Annotated in this window: 28 protein-coding genes; 18 read left to right on the top strand and 10 right to left on the bottom strand. The window is 63.2% G+C overall.

The window, feature by feature from the left end:
* The first annotated feature begins 27 nt into the window (after positions 1–27).
* From P9254_RS09895 to P9254_RS09885, 3 genes are all read left to right on the top strand, one after another.
* Positions 28–786: a DUF4142 domain-containing protein gene (locus P9254_RS09895; protein ID WP_127240972.1), complete on the top strand. Its 759-nt coding sequence runs from the start codon at positions 28–30 to the stop codon at positions 784–786.
* 20 nt (positions 787–806) lie between these two features.
* A complete protein-coding gene (locus P9254_RS09890) occupies positions 807–1,409 on the top strand; it encodes a hypothetical protein (protein ID WP_067002074.1) in 603 nt (200 codons plus the stop codon).
* Positions 1,410–1,616: 207 nt separating this feature from the next.
* Positions 1,617–1,805 (top strand): hypothetical protein, encoded by a 189-nt coding sequence (locus P9254_RS09885; RefSeq protein WP_245458856.1) that lies wholly within the window; start codon positions 1,617–1,619, stop codon positions 1,803–1,805.
* A gap of 226 nt (positions 1,806–2,031) precedes the next feature.
* Here the strand turns inward: P9254_RS09885 and P9254_RS09880 are convergent, their stop codons facing one another.
* A complete protein-coding gene (locus tag P9254_RS09880) occupies positions 2,032–2,253 on the bottom strand; it encodes a hypothetical protein (protein ID WP_278103877.1) in 222 nt (73 codons plus the stop codon).
* Positions 2,254–2,572: 319 nt separating this feature from the next.
* Between P9254_RS09880 and P9254_RS09875 the strand changes: the two genes are divergently transcribed.
* From P9254_RS09875 to P9254_RS09865, 3 genes are all read left to right on the top strand, one after another.
* Positions 2,573–3,154 (top strand): VOC family protein, encoded by a 582-nt coding sequence (locus P9254_RS09875; RefSeq protein ID WP_278053386.1) that lies wholly within the window; start codon positions 2,573–2,575, stop codon positions 3,152–3,154.
* 21 nt (positions 3,155–3,175) lie between these two features.
* Positions 3,176–4,078, top strand: a complete 903-nt coding sequence (locus P9254_RS09870) for a glutathione S-transferase family protein (RefSeq protein ID WP_067319300.1) — start codon at positions 3,176–3,178, stop codon at positions 4,076–4,078.
* A gap of 255 nt (positions 4,079–4,333) precedes the next feature.
* Positions 4,334–4,723, top strand: a complete 390-nt coding sequence (locus P9254_RS09865; protein WP_067002225.1) for a hypothetical protein — start codon at positions 4,334–4,336, stop codon at positions 4,721–4,723.
* Between the two features lie 87 nt (positions 4,724–4,810).
* On the opposite strand, the gene P9254_RS09860 is transcribed toward P9254_RS09865, so the two are convergent.
* The gene (locus P9254_RS09860) at positions 4,811–5,032 is read right to left on the bottom strand and encodes a hypothetical protein (RefSeq protein WP_067319298.1); all 222 of its coding nucleotides are present in this window, start codon (positions 5,030–5,032) and stop codon (positions 4,811–4,813) included.
* Positions 5,033–5,127: 95 nt separating this feature from the next.
* The gene (locus tag P9254_RS09855; RefSeq protein ID WP_245456965.1) at positions 5,128–5,454 is read right to left on the bottom strand and encodes a hypothetical protein; all 327 of its coding nucleotides are present in this window, start codon (positions 5,452–5,454) and stop codon (positions 5,128–5,130) included.
* 218 nt (positions 5,455–5,672) lie between these two features.
* Between P9254_RS09855 and P9254_RS09850 the strand changes: the two genes are divergently transcribed.
* From P9254_RS09850 to phoB, 7 genes are all read left to right on the top strand, one after another.
* Positions 5,673–9,050 (top strand): response regulator, encoded by a 3,378-nt coding sequence (locus P9254_RS09850; RefSeq protein ID WP_278053382.1) that lies wholly within the window; start codon positions 5,673–5,675, stop codon positions 9,048–9,050.
* Positions 9,051–9,565: 515 nt separating this feature from the next.
* On the top strand, positions 9,566–10,624 hold the full coding sequence (gene pstS, locus P9254_RS09845; protein ID WP_095824036.1) for a phosphate ABC transporter substrate-binding protein PstS: 1,059 nt from the start codon (positions 9,566–9,568) through the stop codon (positions 10,622–10,624).
* A 63-nt stretch (positions 10,625–10,687) separates the two neighbouring features.
* The gene (gene pstC, locus P9254_RS09840) at positions 10,688–11,674 is read left to right on the top strand and encodes a phosphate ABC transporter permease subunit PstC (RefSeq protein ID WP_278053381.1); all 987 of its coding nucleotides are present in this window, start codon (positions 10,688–10,690) and stop codon (positions 11,672–11,674) included.
* Positions 11,675–11,677: 3 nt separating this feature from the next.
* Positions 11,678–12,529, top strand: coding sequence for a phosphate ABC transporter permease PstA (pstA, locus tag P9254_RS09835; protein ID WP_278053379.1), 852 nt, complete (start codon positions 11,678–11,680; stop codon positions 12,527–12,529).
* Complete coding sequence (gene pstB, locus P9254_RS09830) at positions 12,526–13,329, top strand: phosphate ABC transporter ATP-binding protein PstB (RefSeq protein WP_067002093.1); 804 nt, start codon at positions 12,526–12,528, stop codon at positions 13,327–13,329. Before pstA ends, pstB begins: the two co-directional genes overlap by 4 nt.
* A 20-nt stretch (positions 13,330–13,349) precedes the next feature.
* On the top strand, positions 13,350–14,054 hold the full coding sequence (gene phoU, locus P9254_RS09825; RefSeq protein ID WP_095799839.1) for a phosphate signaling complex protein PhoU: 705 nt from the start codon (positions 13,350–13,352) through the stop codon (positions 14,052–14,054).
* A gap of 19 nt (positions 14,055–14,073) precedes the next feature.
* Complete coding sequence (phoB, locus tag P9254_RS09820) at positions 14,074–14,763, top strand: phosphate regulon transcriptional regulator PhoB (RefSeq protein ID WP_010911896.1); 690 nt, start codon at positions 14,074–14,076, stop codon at positions 14,761–14,763.
* A 315-nt stretch (positions 14,764–15,078) separates the two neighbouring features.
* Here the strand turns inward: phoB and P9254_RS09815 are convergent, their stop codons facing one another.
* On the bottom strand, positions 15,079–16,314 hold the full coding sequence (locus P9254_RS09815; protein ID WP_278053376.1) for an ROK family transcriptional regulator: 1,236 nt from the start codon (positions 16,312–16,314) through the stop codon (positions 15,079–15,081).
* 347 nt (positions 16,315–16,661) lie between these two features.
* Here P9254_RS09815 and xylF point away from each other — a divergent pair, with 347 nt between their 5' ends.
* The 4 genes from xylF to P9254_RS09795 all read left to right on the top strand — a co-directional run bounded on the left by xylF (position 16,662) and on the right by P9254_RS09795 (position 21,874).
* The gene (gene xylF, locus P9254_RS09810; protein ID WP_067319285.1) at positions 16,662–17,702 is read left to right on the top strand and encodes a D-xylose ABC transporter substrate-binding protein; all 1,041 of its coding nucleotides are present in this window, start codon (positions 16,662–16,664) and stop codon (positions 17,700–17,702) included.
* A gap of 236 nt (positions 17,703–17,938) precedes the next feature.
* Complete coding sequence (locus P9254_RS09805) at positions 17,939–19,303, top strand: sugar ABC transporter permease (protein ID WP_278053373.1); 1,365 nt, start codon at positions 17,939–17,941, stop codon at positions 19,301–19,303.
* A gap of 13 nt (positions 19,304–19,316) precedes the next feature.
* Positions 19,317–20,117 carry an ATP-binding cassette domain-containing protein gene (locus P9254_RS09800; protein ID WP_067002105.1) on the top strand — a complete coding sequence of 267 codons (801 nt, stop codon included), beginning with the start codon at positions 19,317–19,319 and terminating at the stop codon, positions 20,115–20,117.
* Positions 20,118–20,248: 131 nt separating this feature from the next.
* On the top strand, positions 20,249–21,874 hold the full coding sequence (locus P9254_RS09795) for a CHASE domain-containing protein (RefSeq protein WP_278053370.1): 1,626 nt from the start codon (positions 20,249–20,251) through the stop codon (positions 21,872–21,874).
* Positions 21,875–21,958: 84 nt separating this feature from the next.
* Here P9254_RS09795 and P9254_RS09790 read toward each other — a convergent pair whose 3' ends face one another.
* The 6 genes from P9254_RS09790 to P9254_RS09765 all read right to left on the bottom strand — a co-directional run bounded on the left by P9254_RS09790 (position 21,959) and on the right by P9254_RS09765 (position 25,459).
* Positions 21,959–22,204 carry a YMGG-like glycine zipper-containing protein gene (locus P9254_RS09790; protein ID WP_095824030.1) on the bottom strand — a complete coding sequence of 82 codons (246 nt, stop codon included), beginning with the start codon at positions 22,202–22,204 and terminating at the stop codon, positions 21,959–21,961.
* 105 nt (positions 22,205–22,309) lie between these two features.
* Positions 22,310–22,612, bottom strand: a complete 303-nt coding sequence (locus P9254_RS09785; protein WP_278053369.1) for a hypothetical protein — start codon at positions 22,610–22,612, stop codon at positions 22,310–22,312.
* Positions 22,613–22,728: 116 nt separating this feature from the next.
* On the bottom strand, positions 22,729–22,899 hold the full coding sequence (locus tag P9254_RS09780; RefSeq protein ID WP_164750429.1) for a hypothetical protein: 171 nt from the start codon (positions 22,897–22,899) through the stop codon (positions 22,729–22,731).
* A gap of 225 nt (positions 22,900–23,124) precedes the next feature.
* Entirely contained in the window at positions 23,125–24,156 is a 1,032-nt protein-coding gene (locus P9254_RS09775) for a sensor histidine kinase (protein ID WP_278053368.1), read from the bottom strand.
* Positions 24,157–24,334: 178 nt separating this feature from the next.
* Positions 24,335–24,499 (bottom strand): DUF1328 domain-containing protein, encoded by a 165-nt coding sequence (locus tag P9254_RS09770; RefSeq protein WP_067002119.1) that lies wholly within the window; start codon positions 24,497–24,499, stop codon positions 24,335–24,337.
* Between the two features lie 165 nt (positions 24,500–24,664).
* Positions 24,665–25,459, bottom strand: coding sequence for a response regulator (locus P9254_RS09765; RefSeq protein WP_067002122.1), 795 nt, complete (start codon positions 25,457–25,459; stop codon positions 24,665–24,667).
* A 222-nt stretch (positions 25,460–25,681) separates the two neighbouring features.
* Here P9254_RS09765 and P9254_RS09760 point away from each other — a divergent pair, with 222 nt between their 5' ends.
* The gene (locus P9254_RS09760; protein WP_067319677.1) at positions 25,682–25,885 is read left to right on the top strand and encodes a NepR family anti-sigma factor; all 204 of its coding nucleotides are present in this window, start codon (positions 25,682–25,684) and stop codon (positions 25,883–25,885) included.

The following is a 25,885-nucleotide window of genomic DNA, read 5'->3' as shown; positions in this document are numbered from 1 at the left end:
CACATCTGCCCAACTAGGAACTTCTCCATGAAAAATCGCCATCTACTGGTTGCGCTGACCACAGCCGCCGCCATCACATTTGCAGTGCCTGTCCTTGCCGCCGACGATGCCCAGGGGTTCGTCGACAAGGCTGCCAATGGGGGCATGTTCGAGGTCGAGTCGAGTAAGATCGCCCAAGCCAAAGCCCAGGATCAGGCGGTCAAAGACTTCGCCCAAAAGATGATCGACGATCATGGGGCGGCCAATGCAAAACTCGAAACGATTGCCGGCGAGCAGAAGCTCAAAGTGCCCGCCGAGACGGATGCCAAGCACAAGAGCGACCTCGACGCCCTTCAGAACGGCAAGGATCCGGTCGAAAAGACCTATGTGCAGATGCAGCGTGATGCGCACGCGGATGCCGTGGAGCTGTTCGTGAACTACGCCAAGGATGGCGACAATCCCCAGCTCAAGGCGTTCGCTTCGGAGACCTTGCCCACACTCAAAATGCATAAGGAAATGATCGAGAAGATCGCTTCCACCATGGACGATGAGACCGGCACGACGACGAGTTCGACAACTCCCGCCGTCACCACGACCGACACAAAAAATCCGGCTGCTCCGGTGCCAGGCGCCAATAGCTTCACCGAAGACCAGGCCAAGAGCCGGATCCAGGATGCCGGCTTCTCGGATGTCTCAGCGCTAACCAAGGACGATCAAGGCATCTGGCGCGGTCAGGCCACCAAGGACGGAAAGAAGACAACCGTGGCGCTCGATTATCAAGGCAACGTCGTTGCCGGCAGCAACTGAGAACGGATTGGAGTTCAACCATGAGAACCGTGACCGGACTATTTGACAATTATGACGACGCTTCCGATGCCGTCGGTGAACTCGAAGCAATCGGCGTTCCGCATTCCGACATCAGCATCGTCGCCAATAATTCGACCGGCTGGTACCAAGATGATCGCTCGAATGCCGCCGAAGATGCGGCTGGCGGTGCCGGTGTGGGTGCCCTCATTGGCGGCGCCGGCGGGTTGCTGACGGGGCTAGGGATCATGGCTATCCCAGGCGTGGGCCCTGTTGTCGCCGCAGGGTGGCTCGCCGCTACCGCTGCAGGCGCATTGGGAGGCGCAGTTGTCGGCGGGGCTGCCGGTGGCATCGTCGGAGCCCTTACCGACTCCGGGGTTCCGGAAAGGGATGCTCATGTCTACGCCGAAGGTGTGCGCCGCGGCGGGACGTTGGTCACGGCCAAGGTTAGCGACGCGTTGGCCGGCGAAGCCGAGAGCATCCTCGGTCAATCAAGATCGGTGAACTTGGAAGATCGCCGCAGTGCCTACGAAGCCGACGGTTGGACGAGCTTTGACGCTGGCGCCGAAAACTACACCGCCGACGAGATCGAACGCGATCGGGCGCGCTACGCAAATCGCGTTTGACCATATCGCCCCCACGCGAAGGGCTTGGGGGCTTCACGCTCTGGCGCGTAGACAGCGCCTCCATGCCCGGAGCAACGCAGCTCGGTCCATCCGCTCAATAAAGTTCTCTGCGGCCTCGACGCGCGAGCCAGCTGTGATGCGGGGAGTGAAAAGTGATTTTGCGGCGCGCAACGCGCGGGTTACGCTATGTCACTTGCCAAAAGGAGGATGATGATGAAAGCCTTCCTCGGAACGATCTTAGCGCTGGGCCTGTCCGTCTCTGCAGCGTCAGCCAATTGCCCGGCACACGCGAAGGATCAAGCCTCAGTCGACGCGCAGCAGACGGCGAGTGTTGACAAGTCCGACACGTCAACATCGACGGAAATCAAGAAAGAAACCCCGGCGAAGTCGGAGTAGTGCTTCTTCTTCGAAGGTAGATTGAGAGAGTGTCCGCGCTGCGGGCCCCCGAAAGCCGGCTACCATGAAGAGCCATGCGGCGCGAGGACGGCGTGAGCGTCGCCGCTATCGCTGAGAAGCTTCGCTGATCGGCGACATGAAAGCGTAGCGGTGTCGCCAGTTCGGGCGTCTTCAAGGACGGTCTACAAATAGGGCTTCCGTCGGCTGCCGACGCTGAACCAAAAGTCTAAATGCCGGCTCGGGTCCGTTCACGAGACGCTCTCTCCAATAACAGCGACAGATGATGCAGGTGCATCAATTGGGCGTCTTCAAGCAACTGCAAAAAGCTGGACGCCTTGCATCGCGGCAACCGGCGGCGCTTTAGCGCAGCGATGCGCGCGCGCTGGCGCTTGATGTGCTGCTCGGCCTGCAGAACATGGCGTTCCGCCATTTGGATGTCGTCGGCCAAGGCCATGGTTGTAAAGAGGGGTGTCGGGCAGGCGGTTCCGCTGACCCGGCCGGCCATCGAGCATGGTGCAAAGAGAGCCTTGTGCATCCTCCTTGCGGCCGGCGATGACCTGCTGGTGCGATGCCGTGTCGCCGCTTCTGGCGCAACGCCTCGGATTGAATTAGCATCCGATAATCAAAGTTTCGGCCGCGATCCAGCAGGACGCGAAAATGCGGAACCCAGCGGAGCGGAGCCGTGCGGCGGTCGCCTGCCGGGCGCCGATCTGAGGCTGCCTGGCCGTGTCGTCCGGCGGCAGGCGCGGCGGGGCCGGGAGGAGCCAATGCAAAAACTGCAGTCGCAAGGCGTCCATCACATCACGCTGGTCGGCGCCGATCGCCAGACCTCCATCGATTTCTGGGAAGGCGTGCTCGGCATGCCATTCATCTTCGAGCAGCCCAATCTCGACAAGGCGAGCGAAAGCCACCTCTATTTCGACCCGGGCGATGGCCGGCTGATCACCGTCTTCACCGACGAGAGCCGCAGCGCGGTCAAGCGGCGCACGCCGACCGATACCGGCTGTGTCCACCACATCGCGTTCTCGGTGTCGCGCGTGACGTTCCTGCAGGCAGTCGGCCGGCTCGACGAGCGCGCCATCAAGCACAGCGGCGTCAAGGATCGCGGATTCATGGATTCGATCTATTTCGAGGATCCGCTTGGGCTGCTGATCGAGCTTGCCTCCTACCGGTTCGAGCCGCCCGCGGGCTTCAGCCATGCCGACGTGCTGATGGCGGCGCACAAGATCCGCGTTGCGCGCGGCGACTACAATATCGCCGAGGCGCACCTTGCCGACGCCATCCAGGCGCTGGTCGAGCGATCGCGCGAAACATTGTCCGAGAACCGGGCGGCGAAAAATCCATGCTGAACAGGTCAGAGGGAGGACCAGATGGCAAAGGCTGCAACGAAGGGAACGAAGAAGGCCGCCGCCAAGCCGGCAGCGAAGATGGCAAAGCCGGCGGCAAAGGTGACTGCCGCCAAGATGTCGGCCAACGCAGTCAAGCCGGGCGCAAAAGCCGCGCCTAAAGCGACGGCAAAAGCCGCGTCTAAAGCAACGGCAAAGGCAGCGTTTAAAGCCAAGGCGAAGCCGGCGAAGAAGCCCGCGGTCAAGCTCAGCATGCTAAGGCCCAGCGTCAACAACATGACGGTCCGGGTGTTCACGCGAGCGGCCGGGCTCGACCATGCCGAGACCGACGCCTGGGGCCTGACGCGCACGCCGGAATTCCTGGCGCGGAACCCGGCGCATCTGACTCCGATGATCGAGGACAAAGGACTTCCCAGAGGCGTGCTTTGGGAAAGCTGCGCAATTATGCAGTACCTCGCCAACAAGCACGGGCTGGACAAGTTCTATCCGAAGGCGCCGGCCAAGCGGGCGATGGTCGACAGCGCCATGTTCTACCTGGTCGGAACGCTCTATCCCTATGTGGCCAGGGCCACTTATCCGGCACTTGGCTTTCCGCAATATGCCGGCGAGGTCGGCCACAGCGATGCCCATCCCGACAAGAAATCGGAGGCGCAAAAGGCTGCCATCGCCGCAATCGCCGAGCCGCTGGAGGTCTTTCATAGCTTCTTCAGGGACGGCAAGCCTTTCATCGGCGGCAACAACCCCTCGATCGCCGACATCCGTCTGGCGGCGACACTGGAGTTTCTGGCGGTCATCGACTATGCGCTGCCCAGCTGGGCGAAGGACTATATGGCTGCGATCGAGAAGAAGCTCGGCAAGGCCTATGCTGAGCCGGCCGGCGACGTGCGCGGCTACATCGCCCATGTGAAGGCCCAGGCCACGGCTTAAGAAATGCGCGAGGTTTAGGGTTTCGTTAACCAAACCCTTGTCTAGTGTCTCGGTCCTCGCTGCGACCACGGATGTACTGGCGCGATTGCCGAGGAGAAGGAAAGGTCGGCTCAGCGCCGGCCTTTTTGCTTTTCCGCCGGCGCGCCAGCGTCACGGCAGCATGATTTTATCGGGTGCCGGCGCGGTTGAAATTCTATTGTCATCCGCGTCGTTGATCGTACCATGCGAACGGGCGAAAGCGGCGAGGACAAAGCCATGAGAAGCACGGCTAGACTTTCAGCGATCGCAGGCGCGCTGCTGGCGATGCCTTTTCCGGCAGATGCCGCATCGCTCAACACGATGAACGAGGTCGGCGCCGCGCTGCAGGCGTGCTGGACGCCGCCGGCCGAAGCCGGAACTGCCTCGGTCACCTTGAGCTTCAGCTTCAAGCGCGACGGCACGCTGATCGGCCCGCCGAAGCCAACGGCCATCAAGGTCAACGGGGATGACAAGGCGCGTCAGGCCTATGTCGACGCGGCGACCGCCGCCCTGCGAAATTGCCTGCCGCTCAGCTTTTCGCCGGACCTCGCAAAAGGAATTCCCGGGAAGATCTTTACGCTTCAATTCAATTCGCCGAAGGACAACGCCAAAGCAATACAGCAGTAGAACTGCCAAGTTGCTCAGTTTCGCCTTCGCCGATTTCCAACAGAAAACGGCTATGCTTTCTAGGTGGCGCTTTGTTGCTGGACAGCGCTACGCCGGATTGCGCCTGCGGCGGGCATTGGCGTGTTTTTCCAGTTGCGGCATTTCGAAGACGTAGTCGCTCCAGGCCGATTCCGGAATTTGGCCGGCCAGATAGCATTCCAACAATAGATTTTGCTCGGGTGTCAGACGCCTCGGAGCCCGCTCGTGATCCAGTCCAAGCGAATGGATCAGGTTTCTGGTCAGGCCTGAGACGGTGAAATGAACAGACATCTTTGCTCCCCTTCGTGCTGCGCCGATAACGCCAGACGCCACACAAAGGTTTCACGCGCAGTGAGGAAACATGCGATCTTATCGTAGCCGCGACGCTACTCGCAGACCACGCGATAGCGCTTGCCGGGTTCGCTGACATTCCGGCAGGCGAGCGCCTTCTGTGGCTGGGAGGACGCATCAGCCAAATCCGGCTGAAAGGAAGGGGCCGTCGAAACACGTCTTCGACTGGGGGAACTCACCGGGGCGCTCGGCGGCTGAGGAAATACGTCCGTCGCGATCTGCCGCGAAGCTGTTGTTCCTGGCGGGGCCTTGTCCCAAATGCGCCTGACGTCCATCCGGCTTGGAATGATGACGGTTCCGTCGTCGCTGCGCGTGCAGCCGCTCGCCGCGAGCAGCGCCGGACAGAGAACAAAAGTCAGCATTCGACCAAGCATCAGCTATACCCCCACCGATTTTATAGCCCGGCAGCGGTGGGTTCGCCAACGGACGGATTACCGCAGCGAGATCGGACCGGCGTCCGACTAAAACCCGTTAACGGCATCGGGCGTGTTCGGTTGCGAATCGTTAAGGTTAGCCGATCGTTAATGCTTGTCGGGCACATTCCGCCGACGAACCGGGAGGGTTCGGCCTGGGGGTAGGGATGGCGGATAGCGACGGTACTTTCGAGATGGGCGCCGCCCGTTCTTTCGAAGGCGCGGTCGAGCGCGGCGAGGCGGCGGTCCCCCGCGCCCCCGATCAGCATGCGGCCGCGACCTCGGAAGCGCTTGCCAATCTTCGCCTGATGGTCGATTCGATGCCGATCGGCGTCATTATCCTCGATGCCGACCTCAGGGCGGAGATCATCAACCGCGCCTTCTACGACTTCTGGAAGATCGATCCGCTTCGCGCCACTGCCGGCTGCGGCTTCCGCGAGCTGATGGAGGCCAGCCGCGACGCCGACCCCTATGGTGCCGACGAGGTGGGCTGGCAACGCCACATCGCCGAGCGCGAGGCCGAAATCCGGGCAGGCGTTGCCGGTTCCAGGCAGTTGCCGCGCAATGACGGCCGCGTGCTGATCGCCTCGCTGGCACCGCTTGCCGGCGGCAAGCGTCTGATCTCCTATGTCGACATCACCGACATGAAGCATCGCGAGACCGAGGCAGAGGATGCGCGCAAGAATCTCGCCACGGTGCTGGAGTCGCTGCCGGCCGGCGTCATCATCTATGACCGCCACGATGAATTCGTCTTCGCCAACCGCAAGCTGCATGACAGTTTGCCGGCGCTGAAGCCGGCCTGGCAGCCGGGCCGCACCTTACGCGAGGCGCTCGCTCTCGGTCATTCCGCCGGCTATTTCCGGTCGAGCGGCGACGTCGAGATCGACAATCTCTATGGTGTCGACAAACAACGCTGGCTCGACGCCATGCTGAAGCGTTACCACCTGCCCAATTCGTCCTATGAACGGCTCAATCCCGACGGTCGTTGGTTCCAGGTCTACGACATGAGAGCGGACGACGGCACGTTCATAGGGGTGCGCGTCGACATTTCCGACATCAAGGCCCGCGAGAAGGCGCTGCGCGACTCGATGCGGCAGATCGACCTTTACCGGCATGTCATGGACGAATTGCCGGTGGCGGCGTTCATCAAGGCCGAGGATCTTACAATCGAGTTCGTCAACAAGGCCTGGTGCGCGCTGACCGGCATTGCCAAGGAAGACGTCATCGGCAAGACGGACCGGCAGCTTTTCGGCGCCGAGGACGCCGAAAGCTACAGCCATGACGATGCCGAGGTCATCGCGACCGGCAAGGGGCGCGAAGTCGAGGAGCCTGTCACCCATCGCGACGGCACGGTGCGGCAGCTGATGACGCGCAAGAGCCGCCTCATCGCGACCGACGGATCGGTGCATCTGGTCGGTTCCAGCACCGACATCACCGAGGTCAAGGCGCGCGAGCGGGCGCTCAAGGAAAGCATGAGCGAGAACGAGGTGTTCCGCAACCTGATCGACAACGTGCCGGTGTCGATCTACGCGAAGCGTTCGGATCTAAGGCAATTCTACGTCAACAAGGGCTGGTGCGATCTCACCGGCTTCAGCAAGGAAGAGGCGATCGGCAAGACCGACGTCGAGATCTTCGGCGCGGACGGCGAAGCTTTCGTCGCCGGCGACCTGGCGGTGCTGCGCACCGGCGAGACGCAGGAGATCGAAGAACAGGTGACGCTGCCGGACGGCAGCGTGCGTCACCAGTTCGCGCGCAAGGGCGCGATGATCGCGTCCGACGGTTCGCTCTATCTGATCGGGTCGACCACGGACATTACGGAACTGAAACAGCGCGAGGCCGAGCTCAGCGAGGCGCGCCGGCGTGCCGTGCTTGCCGACCGCGCCAAGTCGGAGTTCCTCGCCAATATGAGCCACGAGATCCGTACGCCGATGAACGGCGTGCTCGGCATGGCCGAGTTGCTCGCAAAGTCGGACCTCGACCCAAAGCAGAGGACGTTCACCGACATCATCGTCAAATCGGGCAACGCGTTGCTCACCATCATCAACGACATCCTCGACTTCTCCAAGATCGACGCCGGCCAGCTCGTGCTCGACCCGGCGCCCTTCAACCTTGCCGAGGCGATCGAGGATGTGGCGACGCTGGTGTCGACCCGCGCCAAGGAAAAGGACCTCGAGCTCATCGTTCGCGTCCAGCCCGGGCTCGACGGGCAGTTCGTCGGCGACGTCGGCCGGATCCGACAGATCGTCACCAACCTGCTCGGCAATGCGGTGAAGTTCACCGACAAGGGCCATGTGCTGGTCGACGTGACCGGCGAGCGCGTTTCGTCGGGGACGAAGCTCGCCATCTCGGTCACCGATACCGGCATCGGCATTCCCGAAGACAAGCTGAAGCTGGTGTTCGAGAAATTCAGCCAGGTCGACACCTCCTCGACAAGACGGCACGAGGGCACCGGGCTCGGCCTTGCCATCACCTCGCGGCTGGTCGAGCTGATGGGCGGCGAGATCGGCGTCGACAGCGCCGAGGGCAAGGGCTCGACCTTCTGGTTCACCGTCACGCTGCCGCGGGCCGAGCGAGGCGGGCAGCGGATCATGCCGGTCGACGTGACCGGCGCGCGCGTGCTGATCGTCGACGACAATGCCGTCAACCGCGCGATCCTCAGCGAGCAGATGGCTTCGTGGACCTTCGATTCCTGCGCGGCCGAAAGCGGCGCCGAGGGACTGAAGGTGCTGATTGCGGCTGCCGCCTACGGCGTGCCTGTCGACTGCGTCGTGCTCGACTACCAGATGCCGGGCATGACCGGCGCCGAAATGGCGCGCATCGTGCGCAACACCGCCGGCCTCGCGCACACGCCGATCATCATGCTGACCTCGGTCGACCAGTCGCTCGCCAGCGCCGCCTACCGCGATCTCGGCATCGATGCGCAGCTGATCAAGCCGGCGCGTTCCTCGATCTTGCTGGAGACGCTGGTCGCCACCATCCAGCGTCATCGCCACAGCACGGCGGCCATCCATCCGGCCTTGACCGGCGACGTCGAGACCGGGGCCGGCGCGCCGCAGGCGTCCACGGCGCAGGCGACCGCGGCGGATCGCGTCCTGCTGCAGCCGCCGCCGGCGCGTGCCCGTCCACGTCTGGCCGGCGCGGAGGCCGGGCTCGACATTCTCGTCGCCGAGGACAACGAGGTGAACCAGATGGTGTTCACGCAAATCGTGGGCGAGACTGGATACCAGTTCGAAATCGTCGGCAACGGCCGCAAGGCGCTGGACGCCTTCGGCAGGCTGAACCCGCGCATGATCCTGATGGATGTGTCGATGCCCGAGATGAGCGGCCTGGAGGCGACCGCGGCCATCCGCCGGCTCGAAGCCGAGATGGGCACGCATGTGCCGATCGTCGGCGTCACCGCGCATGCACTGAAGGGTGACCGCGAGCGCTGCCTGGAAGCCGGCATGGATGATTACCTGCCGAAGCCGATCAGCCCGAAGGCGCTGCTCGAGAAGCTTGAAAGATGGCTCGGGTCGGACGCGGAAGTCCGCCGCAGCGCCGGATAACAGCCTTTCTGCGCGGCCGTTCACGGCGTCATCGACGAGGTCCGTCATCTGCGTCCAACGCAGACGTATGGTGTGATCGCACCATACAAAATGAAGGCCAGGTCAGGACAATGGCTGCTGTCGATTCCGCCCTTCGGTTACGGGCGGGAGCAGCGACCGCCGGCAAGGAACAGCGTCGACTCTACCCCAACGGACCTGTTTTCGGCGATGGCCAGGCCATGATCCGCTCTGGCGCACAGGCAACGCGCTCTCGTCCGGATTTTATTTCCCGGCGGCCGGAGATCCGGCCGCCGGGATAATTTTTGATTCAAAAGTCGGACAAGCTACTGATTCCCGCGGCAAACTTCGGCTGGGTCCGCAAATGGCAGCCGCAGGCCCCCCAAGGCATCCCCGTTCAGGCGTTACCGGGCTGACACGAAACTGTCATGCGACTGTAATAATCGAAGTCTATTGCGCTCGTCAGGCGCCGATAGGAAGGGTGCCGAAAGACCACATTCCGAACAGGAGCAGGCCACATGAGATATTTCATCCGCTCGGCGGCCGTTGCGATTGCAATGGCTGCGGCATCCACGCTTTCCCTCTCCGCCGCTATGGCGGCCGACATCTCCGGTGCCGGCGCTACCTTCCCCTATCCGATCTATGCCAAGTGGGCCGACGCGTACAAAAAGGAGACCGGCATCGGTCTCAACTATCAGTCGATCGGCTCCGGCGGCGGCATCAAGCAGATCAAGGCCAAGACCGTGACCTTCGGCGCCTCGGACGCGCCGCTCAAGGGCGAGGATCTCAAGTCGACCGGGCTCGCGCAGTTCCCGATGGTGATGGGCGGCATCGTTCCGGTTGTCAACCTCGAAGGTGTCAAGCCGGGCGAACTGGTGCTCGACGGCCCGACGCTGGCCGACATCTTCGTCGGCAAGATCACCAACTGGAACGACGAGGCGATCAAGAAGCTCAACCCCGACGTCAAGCTGCCCGACCAGGCGATCGCGGTCGTCCACCGTTCGGACGGCTCGGGCACCACGTTCAACTTCAGCTACTATCTGGCCGAAGTCAGCGCCGACTGGAAGTCGAAGGTCGGCGTCAATACCGCGCTCGAGTGGCCGGTGGGCATCGGCGCCAAGGGCAACGAAGGCGTCGCCAACAACGTAGCGCAGACCGGTGGCGCGATCGGCTATGTCGAGTATGCCTATGCCAAGCAGAACAAGCTCACCTATACCGACCTAATCAATAAGGACGGCAAGAAGGTAGAGCCGACCGCTGCCGCGTTCTCGGCCGCTGCGGCCAATGCCGACTGGAGCTCCAAGCCTGGCTACGGCGTCATCCTGGCCAACCAGGCTGGTGCTGAAAGCTGGCCGATGACCTCCGCGACCTGGATCCTCGTCTACCAGAAGCCCGACGATGCTGCGGCCACCACCGAAGCGCTCAAGTTCTTCGCCTGGTCCTACGCCAAGGGTGACGACATGGCCGCCGAGCTGGACTATGTTCCGATGCCCGACGCGGTCGTGAAGAGCGTCGAGGAAATGTGGAGCAAGGACATCGTCGACAGCAACGGCAAGCCGCTCTACTCCGGCATGTAATTCCTCCGGAATAAGGAGGGCGCCTCGGGCGCCCTCCTGTCTCTTTCGAAATGCGAGGGGCAAATGACAGCCGTTTCCGAAGCCGTGACATCGTCCGCCATACGGACCAGGGAAGCGACGGTGCGCCGCTTCGCCCTGACCGACACGATCTTCCGAACGGTCACGCGCCTCTCCGCTATACTCGTGCTGCTTCTTCTCGGCGGCGTCGCGGTCTCGCTGATCGCCGGCTCGTGGGAGGCGCTGTCGAAGTTCGGCTTCTCCTTCCTCACCACTGAATCCTGGAATCCGGTCACCGAGAATTTCGGCGCGCTCGCGCCCATCTACGGCACCGTCGTCACCTCGGCCATCGCCATCCTCATTGCCGTGCCGATCGGCATCGGCATCGCCGTCTTCCTGACCGAGCTCTGCCCGCGCCCGCTCAGGCGCCCGATCGGCATCGCGGTCGAGCTGCTCGCCGGCATTCCCTCGATCATTTACGGCATCTGGGGCCTGTTCGTCTTCGCGCCATTCCTGCAGACGACGGTACAGCCATTCATCATCAATCTTTTCCACGGCATACCGGGTCTCGCCAGCCTGTTTGCCGGTCCGCCCTACGGCATCGGCCTGCTGACGTCGTCGCTGATCCTCGCCATCATGGTGCTGCCCTTCATCACCTCGATCACCAAGGACGTGTTCGCCACGGTGCCAGCGGTGCTGAAGGAATCGGCCTACGGCATCGGCTGCACGACCTGGGAAGTGACCCGGCGTGTGGTCATTCCCTATACGCGGGTCGGCATCATGGGCGGCGTCATGCTCGGTCTTGGCCGCGCGCTCGGCGAGACGATGGCCGTCACCTTCGTCATCGGCAATGCGCACCGCATCAGCGCCTCGCTTTTTGCGCCCGGCACGACGATCTCGGCGACCATCGCCAACGAATTCACCGAAGCCGACGGCGAGCTTTACACGTCCTCACTGGTGGCGCTCGGACTGATCCTGTTCATCATCACCTTCATCATCCTCGCGCTCGCACGCTACATGCTGTTGCGCATCGATAGCCGCACGGGAGCCTGACCGATGTCGACAGCCGCATCGCTCCACCGAAGCCGGAAGCGCAAGAACGCCGTGATGATGGCGCTCTGCACCATAGCGGCGGGCATCGGCCTCGTCTGGCTGGCGCTGATCCTCGGCGCCCTTCTCTATAAGGGGCTCTCGGGTGTCTCGCTTTCGGTGTTCACGGAAATGACGCCGCCGCCCGGCGACGCCGGCGGCCTGCTCAACGCCATTTACGGCAGCATCGTGATGACCGTGATCGGCATCGTCGTCGGCACGCCGATCGGCGTGCTCGCCGGAACCTATATGGCCGAGTACGGGCGCTTCTCGCGCCTCACGACGGTGGTGCGCTTCATCAACGACATCCTGTTGTCGGCGCCATCGATCATTGTCGGCCTGTTCGTCTACGAGCTGATAGTGCGGCCGATGGGTCATTTCTCGGCGATCGCCGGCGCGGTGGCGCTGTCGATCCTGGTGATCCCCGTCGTCGTGCGCACCACCGAGGACATGCTGAACCTTGTGCCCAACGCGCTGCGCGAGGCCGGCACCGCCATCGGCGCGCCGCGCTGGGTGGTGATCCGCTCGGTCGCCTATCGCGCCGCACTGTCCGGCATCGTCACCGGTATATTGCTGGCGATCGCCCGGATTTCGGGCGAGACGGCGCCGCTGCTCTTCACCGCGCTCAACAACCAGTTCTGGTCGAGCAATCTCAACGCGCCGATGGCCAGCCTGCCGGTGACCATCTTCCAGTTTGCGCTGAGCCCTTATGAGGAATGGCAGCAACTGGCCTGGACGGGCGCACTGATAATCACCCTGACGGTTCTCGGGCTGAGCATCTTCGCCCGCAGCCTTACCGGACGCAGAGAGGACAGATGAAACCGATGTTGTCCACCGACCTGAACGTAGCCGAGACGACCGCCGAGAAGGCCAAGATCGAAGTCAAGAACCTCAACTTCTACTATGGCCAGTCGAAGGCGTTGAAGGACATCAACCTGTCGCTGCCCGAGCGCAGCGTCACCGCCTTCATCGGACCTTCGGGCTGCGGAAAGTCGACGCTGCTGCGCGTGCTCAACCGCATCTACGAGCTCTACCCGAAGCAGAGCGCCGAAGGCCAGGTGCTGCTCGACGGCAAGAACATCCTCGACCGTTCGCAGGACCTCAACCTGCTCAGGACCAAGATCGGCATGGTGTTCCAGAAGCCGACGCCGTTCCCGATGTCGATCTACGAGAACATCGCCTTCGGCGTCAGGCTGTATGAGAAGATAAGCAAGGCCGAGATGGACAATCGCGTCGAACAGGCGCTGAAGCGCGCCGCGCTGTGGAACGAGGTCAAGGACAAGCTCAACGCCAGTGGCCAGAGCCTTTCGGGCGGCCAGCAGCAGCGGCTCTGCATCGCCCGCACCGTGGCGGTGAAGCCGGAGGTCATCCTGCTCGACGAGCCGGCATCGGCACTCGATCCGCTCTCGACCGCCAAGATCGAGGAGCTGATCGACGAGCTGCAGGCCGACTACACGATCGTGATCGTCACCCACAACATGCAGCAGGCGGCGCGCGTGTCGCGGCAGACGGCGTTCATGTATCTCGGCGAGCTGATCGAATTCGACCGGACCGAGAAGATCTTCACCTCGCCCCGCGAGAAGCGCACGCAGGACTACATCACCGGCCGCTTCGGCTGAGTTCATACGAGGACATAACCATGGCCCATACGGTCGCTTCCTTCGACGAGGATCTGAGGCAGATCAGCCAGCTTATCCGCGACATGGGCGATCTTGCCGGCTCGATGGTCGGCGCGTCGACCAAGGCTCTGCTGAATTCCGACAACGCGCTGGCGCAGCGCGTGGTCTCCGACGATGCCATCATGGACGCGCGCCAACGCGAGCTCGACGATCGCGCCATCACGCTGATTGCCAAACGCCAGCCGATGGCCGACGACCTGCGCAGCGTCGTTGGCGCCATCCGCATGGCCGGCGATCTCGAGCGCATTGGCGACCTTGCCAAGAACATCGCTAAGCGCGTCGGCTCGGTCGGCGTCAGCGCCGCGCCGCGCGACCTTTCGCACTCCATCGATTCGATGGCGCAGCTGGTGCTGATCCAGGTGCAGGGCGTGATCGAGGAATACGCGGCCGGCGACGCCACGGCGCTCGCCAAGCTCCGCAACGACGACGAGCGCATCGACGTCAAATACACCGCCGTCTTCCGCGAGCTCCTGACCTACATGATGGAGGATCCGCGCAACATCACGGCTTGCACGCATCTGTTGTTCTGCGCCAAGAATCTGGAGCGCATCGGCGACCACGTCACCAACATCGCCGAGAACGCCTACTATGTGCTGACCGGCACGCAATTGCCCGCGAATCGTCCTAAGCAGGACGAGACGACGATGTCGGCGCCGGCGGCCTGACAGCGAAGGTGCCTGCTATATGATCGCGCCACGCATCATGGTGGTGGAGGACGAGGAACCGCTGGGGGTGCTGCTCCGCTACAACCTCGAATCCGAGGGCTATCAGGTCGAGGTGGTGACCCGCGGCGACGAGGCCGAGATCCGCCTGCAGGAGAATGTACCCGACCTTCTGGTGCTCGACTGGATGGTGCCGGCGGTGTCCGGCATCGAGCTTTGCCGGCGCCTCAGGATGCGGCCCGAGACCGAACGCCTGCCGATCATCATGCTGACCGCGCGCGGCGAGGAAAGCGACAGGGTGCGCGGCCTCTCGACCGGCGCCGACGACTATCTGGTCAAGCCGTTCTCGACGCCGGAATTCATGGCCAGGGTCAAGGCGCTGCTGCGCCGCGCCAAGCCGGAGGTGCTGTCCAGCGTGCTCAAGGTCGGCGACATCGTGCTCGATCGCGAATCGCATCGCGTCTACCGCAAGAAGAGCGAGATCCGGCTCGGCCCGACCGAGTTCAGGCTGCTGGAATTCATGATGCGGCATCCCGGCCGGGTGTTCTCGCGCAGCCAGCTGCTCGACAATGTATGGGGCGAGACGATCTATATCGACGAGCGCACCGTGGACGTGCATGTCGGACGCCTGCGCAAGGCGGTCAACAACGGCCGGATGCCGGACGTCATACGTACCATCCGTGGGGCGGGCTACGCGATCAGGGAAGATTAGATCCAGGGCACCGAAGGTCTGACGGGTTCTATCTGCGCTGGCGGGTTATCGAGACGCTGGTGCTTCGCCGTCCACGGGCGGAGCACGAAGCGTCGCGACGCGCGCAGACCCGACGATCCACGCGACTTCCACGCGCCGCGGCGGTGCAGAAATTCTGCTCCGCTCATCCGACGATTGAGGTAATGGCATGGATTCCAGGGTCTCCGCGACGGAGCTTCGCTCCTGCTCCGCCCTGGAATGACGAAGCTGCGGGGCCTTCGCTAATCTCCGGCGTCTGCAGGACGCACAGAAGACAACGATCGCTATCGAAGCTGCTCAGGCCACGTTCTTGCCCGCTCTTGCCTGCACGCCCGGGGCGAAAATCTCCTGGTCGACGAAGGTCAGCGCGCGCACGGCGCAGCCTTCGCGGATCAGCGGCAATTCGTTCGGCTCGGTATCGAAGGAGATCGAATTTGAATGCTGGCCGCCGGCGGTCTGGGCGATCGCCTCGCGCAGCGCCGGCTCGATCAGGTCGAAGGCGGCGGCGCTGACGCCGACCATGGCGACCGGCGCCGGGTCGATCAGCGCGAACAGGCTGCCGAGGCCGAAGCCCAGCGCCTCCCCGGCCCGGCGATAGGCCTCGCGCTCCGGGCCATCTGTCTCGCGCGCCTTGGCGGCGAGCGCCCGCATGTCGGCGTCGCCGACATCGATCGGCTCGGCGTCCTCGCTCATCTTCATGGCGCTGCGCCAGATGGCGTAGTTGCCGGCATAGGCCTCGACGCAGCCGCGGCGTCCGCAACGGCAAAGCGCGCCGCTCGGACGATGGATCATGTGGCCGAACTCGCCGCCGGACGAATGTGTGCCGGTGAACAGCTCGCCCTTCAGCACCAGGCCCATGCCGATGCCGTGCGAGAGCAGAATGGCGATGAAATTGTCGCGATAGCGGTGGGGATCGCGCCACTGCAGCGCCACAGCCATCATGTTGCAGTCGTTTTCCATGGTGGCCGGAATGCCGAATTCCTTTTCCAGGATGTCGGCGAAGGGAATGTCGGTCAGCGGCGTGATCGGCGACCATAGCATGGCGCGGGCATGGGAATCGGTGATGCCCTGGATGCCCATGGCGATGCGGGCGACGCTGCCGACGTCGAGGTCCGGATCGTCCAGCCGGCGCCGCACGATCGCCAAGCATTCGCCGATCAGCTCGTTGCGCGGTATGGTGAGCGTATCGAGGCGGCGCTGCTCCTCGGCGATGACCTGACCCGCATAATCAATAACGGCGACCGAGAGGAAATTGAGCGACAGCACCACCGTTACCACCGCCGCCGCCTCCGGCTTGAGCGCGAGGCCCACCTGTGGCCGGCCGCGCTTCAGAGACGCGGTCTCGCTCGGCTTGCTCTCGGCCAAGACGCCTTCCTGGATCAGGTCGGAAGAGATCGCCGAAATGGTCGAATGGCTGAGCCCGGTGGTCGCGGCGATTTCCGTGCGCGACGGCTGGCCGGCCCGGCGCACGGCCGAGAGCACCATGGCGCGGTTGCGCCGGCGCAGATCGTCGTGGCGGATTCCGACCGACATTTTTGTCTCCTCCCAGTCAGCGCGGCCTCTCGATCATGCACAGGACTCGGCGACGCGCCAGATCGGTTCAGTCCCGCACGCCGGCACCCGAACCGTCCTGGTCTTACAAGTTTCGGTGGACCGGGCTGCGCCTCCTCCCGAACTGTTCCGCGATAGTGGCAGAAGCGGTCGGCACTGTCATTATTTATTGCGGGTCTCGAAAAAAGTACGTGACCACCTCAAAAACCGTCAGAATTGCAGTTGACAGCGCTTTAGCGTTAGATCAGTATTTTTTCGAGGCTCGAAAAAAAGCCTCATCGCCTTCGGGCCAGTCTGGGTCGCGCCGCGAGGGGCGCAGGGAGGATATCATGAAGAGATTCGCAGCCGCCATTCTGGCGGGCGTCGCCATGTCGTTGACGTTGGTGTCGGTCGCGCAGGCGAAGGACAAGGTGATCGGCGTTTCGTGGTCCAATTTCCAGGAAGAGCGCTGGAAGACCGACGAAGCGGCGATGAAGAAGGCGATCGAGGCCGCCGGCGACAAGTACATATCCGCCGACGCACAGTCCAATCCAGGCAAGCAGCTGACCGACGTCGAAAGCCTGATCTCGCAGGGCGCGAATGCGTTGATAATCCTGGCGCAGGACGCCTCCGCCATCGGGCCGGCGGTGCAGAAGGCACTCGACGAAGGCATTCCGGTCGTCGGCTACGACCGCCTGATCGAGAACAAGGACGTGTTTTATCTGACCTTCGACAACAAGGAAGTCGGCCGCATGCAGGCCCGCGAGGTGTTCAAGGCCAAGCCCGAGGGCAATTACGTCTTCATCAAGGGCTCGGGCGCCGACCCGAACGCCGATTTCCTGTTCTCCGGCTCGATGGAAGTGCTGAAGGAAGCCATCGACAGCGGCAAGATCAAGAATGTCGGCGAGGCCTATACCGATGGCTGGCTTCCCGCCAATGCGCAGAAGAACATGGAGCAGTTCCTGACCGCCAACGACAACAAGGTCGACGCGGTGGTGGCGGCCAATGACGGCACCGCCGGCGGCGTCGTCGCGGCTCTGACGGCGCAAGGGCTGGCCGGCACCGTTCCGGTCTCGGGCCAGGACGGCGACCATGCCGCGCTCAACCGCATCGCGCTCGGCACCCAGACGGTGTCGGTGTGGAAGGACGCGCGCGAGCTCGGCAAGCACGCCGCCGAGATCGCCTCGCAGCTCGCCGACGGCAAGAAGATGACCGACATCGCGGGCGCCAAGGACTTCACGACGCCTGGCGGCAACACCGTCAAGTCGCTGTTCCTGACCCCGGTCGCGATCACCAAGGATAATCTCAACCTCGTCATCGACGCGGGTTGGATCAAGAAGGATGAAGTCTGCGCGGGCGTTGCCGCCGGCAGCGTCGCGGTCTGCAACTAAGCTGGCCGTCAGGTTCAAACGCAGCGCCGCGGCCCGACAGCCGCGGCGTTTCTCCAAAGGCTTTCGGGCGTACTGAAGCCGGAGACCATTGGGGCAGTTCACTGTCCGGCAGGATCGCCGAACTGCTCCAGCCGTTTGTTTCCGCGCAATTCCAGGCGGCCACGCACTTTTCCTGGAATTGCTCTAGCATCGTGGTCCGGCATCCGCGCCAGACGGCAAGCCGGTGGGAGGAGATCATGACCGATACGACCTCTGATACGCCGGCCAACCCGCCGGCGGATCGCGCGCGGGCTTCCGAACTGAGCACCGTCGGGCGCTTCCTCAAGGCGACCGAGCTCGACACCCGCATGCTCGGCATGGTCGGCGCGCTGCTGATCATCTGGATCGGCCTGCATGTCATCTCGAGCCTGCGGCTCGGCGTCAATCCGCTCGATTTCGACAGCCGAACGTTCCTGACGCCGCGCAACCTGTGGAACCTGTCGGTGCAGACCTCGGCCGTGGCCATCATGGCTTCCGGCATGGTGCTGGTCATCGTCATGCGCAACATCGACCTCTCCGTCGGATCCGCCGAGGGTTTGATCGGCATGGTGATGGGCTTTGCCCAAGTGCATTTCCTGGTACGAATGGTTGGGCTCGAGCTTGGCAATCCCTGGATCTGGGTGCTGGCACTGTTGATCGGCCTGGCGCTCGGCCTGCTGATCGGCGCCTTCCAGGGCTTCGTCATCGCCTATCTCGAAGTGCCAGCCTTCATCGTGACGCTTGGCGGGCTGCTGGTCTGGCGCGGTGCTGCCTGGTGGGTCACCAGCGGCCAGACGGTGGCGCCGCTCGATGCCACCTTCCAGCTGATGGGCGGCGGACCAGCCGGCTCGATCGGCGCCAGGTGGAGCTGGATCGTCGGCGCCGTCGCCTGTGTTGCCGTGGTGTTTGCGCTGTTCAACGGCAGGGTGCAGCGCAAGCGCTTCCGTTTTCCGCTGCGTCCGATCTGGGCCGAGACGCTGCTCGGCGCGGTCACCTGCGGCGTGATCATGGGCGCGGTGTGGCTGGCCAATTCCTATCCGTGGCCGGTCGGCATCGTGAACCGCTATGCCGCCGCCAAAAACCTCACCGTCCCCGAAGGCGGCCTGTTCATTGCCCACGGCATCGCTATTCCGGTGCTGATGGCCATCGCCGTCGGCCTCGTCATGACTTTCATCACCAAGCGTACTCGCTTCGGCCGCTATGTCTTTGCCATCGGCGGCAATCCGGAAGCGGCCAACCTTGCCGGCATCAACACGCGCTGGATCACCATGAAGGTGTTCATGATCATGGGTGTGCTGGCGACGATCGCCGCGGCGATCTCGTCGGCGCGGCAGAATTCGTCGACCAATGCGCTCGGCACGCTGGACGAGCTCCTGGTCATCGCCGCGGCGGTCATCGGCGGCACCTCGCTCGCCGGCGGCTCGGGAACCGTGCTCGGCGCTATGCTTGGCGCGCTGCTGATGCAGTCGCTGCAGTCCGGCATGGTGCTCCTCGGAGTCGATTCGCCGCTGCAAAGCATCGTCGTCGGCGCCGTGCTGGTCGTCGCGGTCTGGCTCGACACCATCTACCGAAAGCGGGTGTGAAGGAGGCAGCATCATGGCAGACAAGAACGCTCCCGCCGGCGCCCCGCTGGTCGACATGCGCAACATCTCGATAGCCTTCGGCGGCATTCGCGCCGTCGACGACGCCTCCATCGATCTCTTCCCCGGCGAAGTGGTGGCGCTGCTCGGCCATAACGGCGCCGGCAAGTCGACGCTGATCAAGATACTGTCCGGCGCCTACAAGCGCGATGCCGGGCAGATCTTCGTCAACGGAGAGGAGGCAGCAATCTCCAACCCGCGCGACGCCAAGAAATACGGCATCGAGACGATCTATCAAACGCTGGCGCTTGCCGACAATGTCGACGCCGCCGCCAATCTGTTCCTCGGCCGCGAGTTGATGACCGCCTGGGGCACCCTCGACGACGTCGCCATGGAGGCCGAAGCACGCAAGGTGATGGGCCGGCTCAATCCGCGCTTCCAGCGCTTCAAGGAGCCGGTGATCAAGCTGTCCGGCGGACAGAGGCAGTCGGTGGCAATCGCGCGCGCGATCCTGTTCAACGCGCGAATCCTGATCATGGACGAGCCGACGGCAGCGCTCGGCCCCCAGGAGACGGCCCAGGTCGGCGAATTGGTGCGGCAGCTCAAGGCCGACGGCATTGGCATCTTCCTGATCAGCCACGATATCCATGACGTGTTCGAGCTGGCGGACAGGGTCTGCGTCATGAAGAACGGCCAGGTCGTCGGTACGGCGCGCACCAGCGACGTGACTCAAGACGAGGTGCTCGGCATGATCATTCTGGGCAAGTGCCCGCCGGGCGCCATGCCAGGCCCGGGAGCGCTGAAAATCGCGGCCTAAGACCATAAATTGGTTGGCTAATTTGCGACTTGTTTGATGAGCCAATCGCGGCGTTGGGTTGGCCTTGCCATTGTATTGGCGCGGAGACTTGCCCATAAAGGTGGCCAACCGTCCATGGGCCGCACCCTGCATTGAAAAAGCTTTTCCCGATCGTCGCCTTCATCGCCGTCGCGCTGATCAGCCTGACGATGGCGGGGTTCGCCTATTTCGCGACCCAGGAGGCGGCACGCATCAAGTTCGAGGGAACCGCCGACGATGCGCTCAACCGCATCGAGAGCCGCATCGACCTGCATCTGTCGCTGCTGCGCTCGACCCAGGCGCTGTTCGATGCTCGTAACGGCGATATTACGCGCGGCGAGTTCAAGGCCTTCCTCACCGCGCTCGACATCGACGACAATTTCGCCGGACTGCGCGGCATCGGCTTCCTGAGGCTGGCCAAGGCCGGCGACGAGGCCAAGCTTGAGCGCGACATCCTGCGCGCTCGCGGTTCGGCCCACCCGGTCTATCCGGCAATCACGCAGCAGCAATGGCGCACGCCCATCGTGCTTTTCGAGCCGCTCGATACCTCCAACCAGTCGATCATCGGCTTCGACATGTTCAGCGACCCGGCACGGCGGGCTGCAATCGAGAAGGCCATGGCCGACGACCAGCAGCATGCCAGCGGGCTCGTTCAACTTGGCCAGGGACAAGGGCTGGAGCAGACCTTCCCCGGATTTCTGGTCTTCGTGCGGCTGAACGTGGAAACGGCCCCGGACGTCATCGATGCCAGCCGCTCCTCGACCGCCGGCTTCCTCTACGCCTCCTTCCGCGCACGCGATCTGTTCCAGGTGGCGCTCAGCAAGGCTCCGCTGCTGCCGGTCAACGTCGAAATCTTCGACGGCCAGCCGGGTGCCGGCAATCTCCTGTTCCGGTCGGAGGCGCCGCCGGCCGAATCGCTCGGCGGAAAGCTGCTGGCGCGCCGGGATATCGTCGTGGCCGGCCGACCCTGGACTGTCCTGTTTCGGCCGACGAGCGCTTTCGCGCTGCCGTCCTCGCGCGCTATTCCCGTGATGCTCGGTCTGTTCGGCCTGCTGCTCGCCGGGGCGATCGCCTTGGTGGCCCGCTATCAGGAGCGCGCCTACGAGGCGAAGTCGCTGCTGCATGAGGCCACGGAGAAGAGCCTGCTGGAAAAGGAGCTGATCCTGCAGGAGATGAAGCACCGCATCAAGAACTCGATCACCAGGGTGCTGGCGATCGCACGGCAGACTGCTTCGCAGGCCACCGACGTCAAGGAGTTCTCGGCATCATTCTCGGCGCGGCTGCAGGCGATGGCCGCGTCGCAGGACATGCTGACACGCTCGCGCTGGCAGAAGGCGGACCTCGGCGACCTGCTGCGCACGGAGCTTGGGCAGGTGTTCGGCAAAGAGCTTTCCGAAGGCATATTGTCGGGGCCGGAAGTGCTGCTTGACGAGACGACGACGCAGGCGCTCGGCCTGACCTTCCACGAGCTTGCCACCAACGCGCTGAAATATGGCGAGGCCGGCAACTCGGTGGGCGCCCTGAAGGTCGAGTGGCGGGTCGAAGGACGTGGCCGGGAGCGGACGCTGGTGCTCGATTGGCGCGAGGCCGGGCAGAAGAAACTGGAGCCGCCGGCAAAGACCGGTTTCGGCACCAAGCTGATCGATCTCAATGTCACGCGAGAATTGCGCGGTACGATCAAGCGCGACTACCGGGCCGACGGGCTTAAGGTGGAAATAAGGATCCCGCTCACCGGATGAGCAGCGCCGGTGCGGCGGCGGGCCGTTCAGGCAAAGAAATGGAGGCCGGCAGGCCGGCCTTCATTGGATCGCTCTGTCGCGAGATCAGTTGCAGCGCGCAGTGTAGGTCGTGCCGTTACGGTAGCGATATACGCACTGGCCATTGCGCAGGTTGCGGACCAGGAGGCCGGACCCGGCGCCCACAGCCGCGCCGATCAGCGCGCCCCTGCCTCCGCCGACCAGGCCGCCGACGCCGGCGCCGATCAGGCCGCCCCCGACGACATCCTGCTCGGTCGTGGTGCAGCCGCTGACGGCGACCACGGCAACCATGGCAATGATCATTTTCCGCATAAATAGCTCCTCGCTTTTGTCCTCACTTTTGGCAGTGCCAACCGCCGTTTAGCACGAAAAAACGGGCTTTGCCTGCCCGATCTTGTTATTGCTGAAGAGAGTGTCTTACGGGCGTGCGCCGTTTGACGCGACAAGCGCGCCGGAAGCTTCCAGCGACGCGACGAGCCTGCCGTCGGGACGCACGGTCCACAGCAGTTGATCGTAGTCGTCTTCAAGTGCCGGATCGACGGCAAGGCACTCGCCCATGACACGCGGCGTGCGCCCCTGCAGGTCGCCCAGCGCAAACGGCCGTTCGGCGATGCAGGCCTCGAAAGTCTCGAAGACGCTGACCGGCACCGACAATTCGCGGCAATCGGTCATGGTGTCCGAGCAGCCAATGACGAGGAGCAAGGCGGCGATGTGTTCCACGGGTCGAATCCTCCCGCCGCAAAGAACGATTGTTGCCGCTCAAAAGTTCCTGCTCGGCGGCGTCGGCGCGCAATGGCGCGTGCCCTTGGCGCCGGCCGGCTGCTCGATTGGAAAGATCAGGCCAGTTGCCAGGCCGCCGCCAGCACGAGAGCAGCAACAAGCGCGACGGCGCCGAGGCGAAGCGATGGATGGGAGGAACGGGGCGAGGGCCGTGCTTCGGTGTCCTGGAAGCCGCTCATCGAGACGCGGGCGGCCTGCTCCAGCCTGTTCATATCGGCAATCATCATTCGGTTCCTCCCAAATCGCGGTGTGATTGCGCGGCTGGGTTTGCTGTGTCGCGAGCTGGTTCAGCGCCTGACGGGATCGCCGATCCGCTCCAAGGTTTTACGCAACTCGGAAGGGCATTGCGCGCTATCCTGGAGTTGCTTCTGCCGGGGAACACAATCGGATTTTATGGTGAATGGCAGGTTAACGCCTCTCCGGCGGCTGTCTGTTGCCCAAGACGTGGTTGTTCATTCTATCTCGAAATTGCCGCGCGGGATGGTCAGGCGATATTCGAGACGATCGTCGTCGATATCGAGACTGGCGGAGCCGTTCAGCGACGTCGGCACGACGCGTTCGAGGGCGACGCTGCCAAAACGATTTTCGGTGCGCCGACCGGCGCCGATCCTTTCTGTCCAAATCAGCAAAAGGCCAGGCGAAGTCTCGCTGCCGGCCGCGATCCTGGCGCTTACCCTGATCCGTCCGTCAGGCTGCGACAGGGCGCCGTAGCTTACCGAATTCACGGCCAGCTCGTGCATGGCCAGTCCGATATGAAGGGCAGCGTTCGGATTGAGGTAAGGGTTCTCCCCATCGAAACACAGGCTGCGACTTGGATCGGCGCTATAGCGGCCGACCTGGCCGGACACGAGCTCACGAAGCGCCGCTCCCCGCCAGTTGGAGGATGTCACCAGATCCTGAGACGAGGCGAGCGACTGGATACGGCCGCGAAAGTGCGTCAGAAAATCGCCGAGCGTCTCCGAGTAGCGTCCGGTCTGGGTGGCTATGCTCTGGATGATGGCCAGAAGATTCTTCGAGCGATGGCTGACCTCTCGCAGCAGCGTTTTCAGCGTCTGCTCGCGGCGCTTCTGCTCCGTCGTCTCGACCATGGTGGTGACGACGCCCTGAACCTCGCCGGAATCGCTGCGATCGGCATCGATCCAGACATGGAACCAGCGCACGCCGTCACTGTCGGAAATGCCGAGCTCGAGGCGATCCGGGTTGCCGGTTTCAATCACCTTGCGCTTGGCTGCGCCTATGCGCTCGGACTGCGCGGGGGAAAGCGCATCCTTGCCCTCGGCCGTCTCGCAGGCCCACGGGGCGCGCATGTTGCGCGCCCAGACGGTCTTCATTTCACGATCCTGGTAAAGGACCGAAATTCCAGCATTGTGGAGCGCGTGGAGTAGCGCGCGACCCACCTGCATCCCGCTTTCCGCCGGATGCATCGCGATCACTTCGTCGCTGCGCTCTTGCGTATAGTCCTTCTCTGAGGCCTTGGAACCCATTCGATACTTCCCGCATCCAGGCGAGCGGCTTACGAGGATTGCTGCCCCGGTCTTGACCTACTGATGCTTATGCTGCCCAAAAGCGGTCCGCCGGACGACATCCTTTTGGGGACATCGCCCGGCGGTGGCTGGAAACCGTTTGAGGGGTGCGGCTTCCAGTGTTCGGCACTCCCCCTGGTCAGGTTCTCCTGACGAGGCCGGCGATGAGTGAGATCACCAGGAAAGCAAGGAAGACGAAGAACAATATCTGCGCGATGCCAGCCGACGTGCCGGCGATGCCGCCGAACCCAAGCGCGCCGGCGATGATCGCGACCACAAGAAAAACGAGCGCCCAGTACAGCATGATATCTCTCCTTCTAACGTCCTGGAAAAAACGTGGCTGGATGGCGTTTGTTCCACCATTTGCGGAAAAAGACGATCCCCTGAAAACGCTTCACGGATGGGACTCCGCGCCGCATCGTGCGAGGTGCGGGCGCCTCGCATGAGACCTCAATGATCGGACATGCGGTCAGGCCGCGGCTTTCGCCTGGCGGTCGAAGAACAGCGCCTGACTGATCAGGGCCTTCACCATGTCTGGATTGAAGGGCTTGGTCACCAGAAACGCCGGTTCGGGACGCTCGCCGGTCAACAGGCGCTCAGGGAAAGCGGTGATGAAGATCACCGGCACCGGCGTCGAGGACAAGATCTCGTTGACCGCCTCTATGCCCGAACTGCCATCGGCGAGCTGGATGTCGGCCAGCACCATTTTCGGACGCGTCTTGCCGAAAACGGCGACCGCCTCGGCGTGCGTGCGGGCGGTGCCGACAACGCGATGGCCGAGGCTTTCGACCATCTCCTCGATGTCCATGGCGATCAGCGGCTCGTCCTCGATGATCAGCACGTCGGTGGCGACCTGGCGGGAAATCTCGCTGCTTGCCTGGGCAAGCAATTCGGAGAACTCCTGTTCGTCGGCATCGAGGATTTCCGCCGCTTCATCCTCGCTGAAACCCTCTACGGCGACCAGCAGGAAAGCTTGCCTCGGCCGCGGCGCGATTGCGTTCAGATTGGCGGCCGCCCGCTGCTCCCAAGCTGTCTGCGCATGCTCTTGCGGCACGCGGATCGCAATCGAAGTGAAAAGCCTGGCAAAGACCTTGTACAGCGCAATGCGATCGCTCGATGCCTTAGGGAAAACTTCGGTGTCGGCGATGATGGCCTCCAGCATCGCAGCAACCAGGGCGTCACCGCTTTCCTGCGATCCCGACACGGCGCGCGAGAAACGGCGGAGGAAAGGCAGGTGAGGAGCGATGGTTGCGGACAGGCTCATATTTGACGTCTCCCTCAGATGACGTTGTTGCATTGCAAAGGCTAGACTCACTGGAAGTCCCGGCAAAACCAACGTCGGCTTTCTGAAAAAGTTCCGCCGGGCAGGGAACTAAATTAGGAAGCGGGCGTTTCCGGCTTTGGGATGGGCAACCAGACAAGGGTGCCGCTTGCGTCGTGATCTATGGTTTTAAAGCGGTTTCAGGTGCTGGGACTTAGGGCAAACATGAAAGAAATGTCAAAGAATGCAGTAACTGGCGCCCCGAGCAGGCACCGGAACGGGGGTAGCAGTCCGCTCGGACCGAACTCCGAAATCGCCCGCAAACTCAAGCAATATTACGACGAGCTGGTCTCCGATCAGGTGCCGGATCGATTCGCTCAGTTGCTCAGCCAGCTGGAAAAGGCCGAACCCGCCGAGAAAAAGGACTGA

The organism is Mesorhizobium sp. WSM4983, assembly GCF_029625765.1.
Taxonomy (GTDB): Bacteria; Pseudomonadota; Alphaproteobacteria; order Rhizobiales; family Rhizobiaceae; genus Mesorhizobium.
The sequence above is the reverse complement of the archived record's forward strand: the minus strand, read 5'-3'. Positions and strand labels throughout refer to the sequence as shown.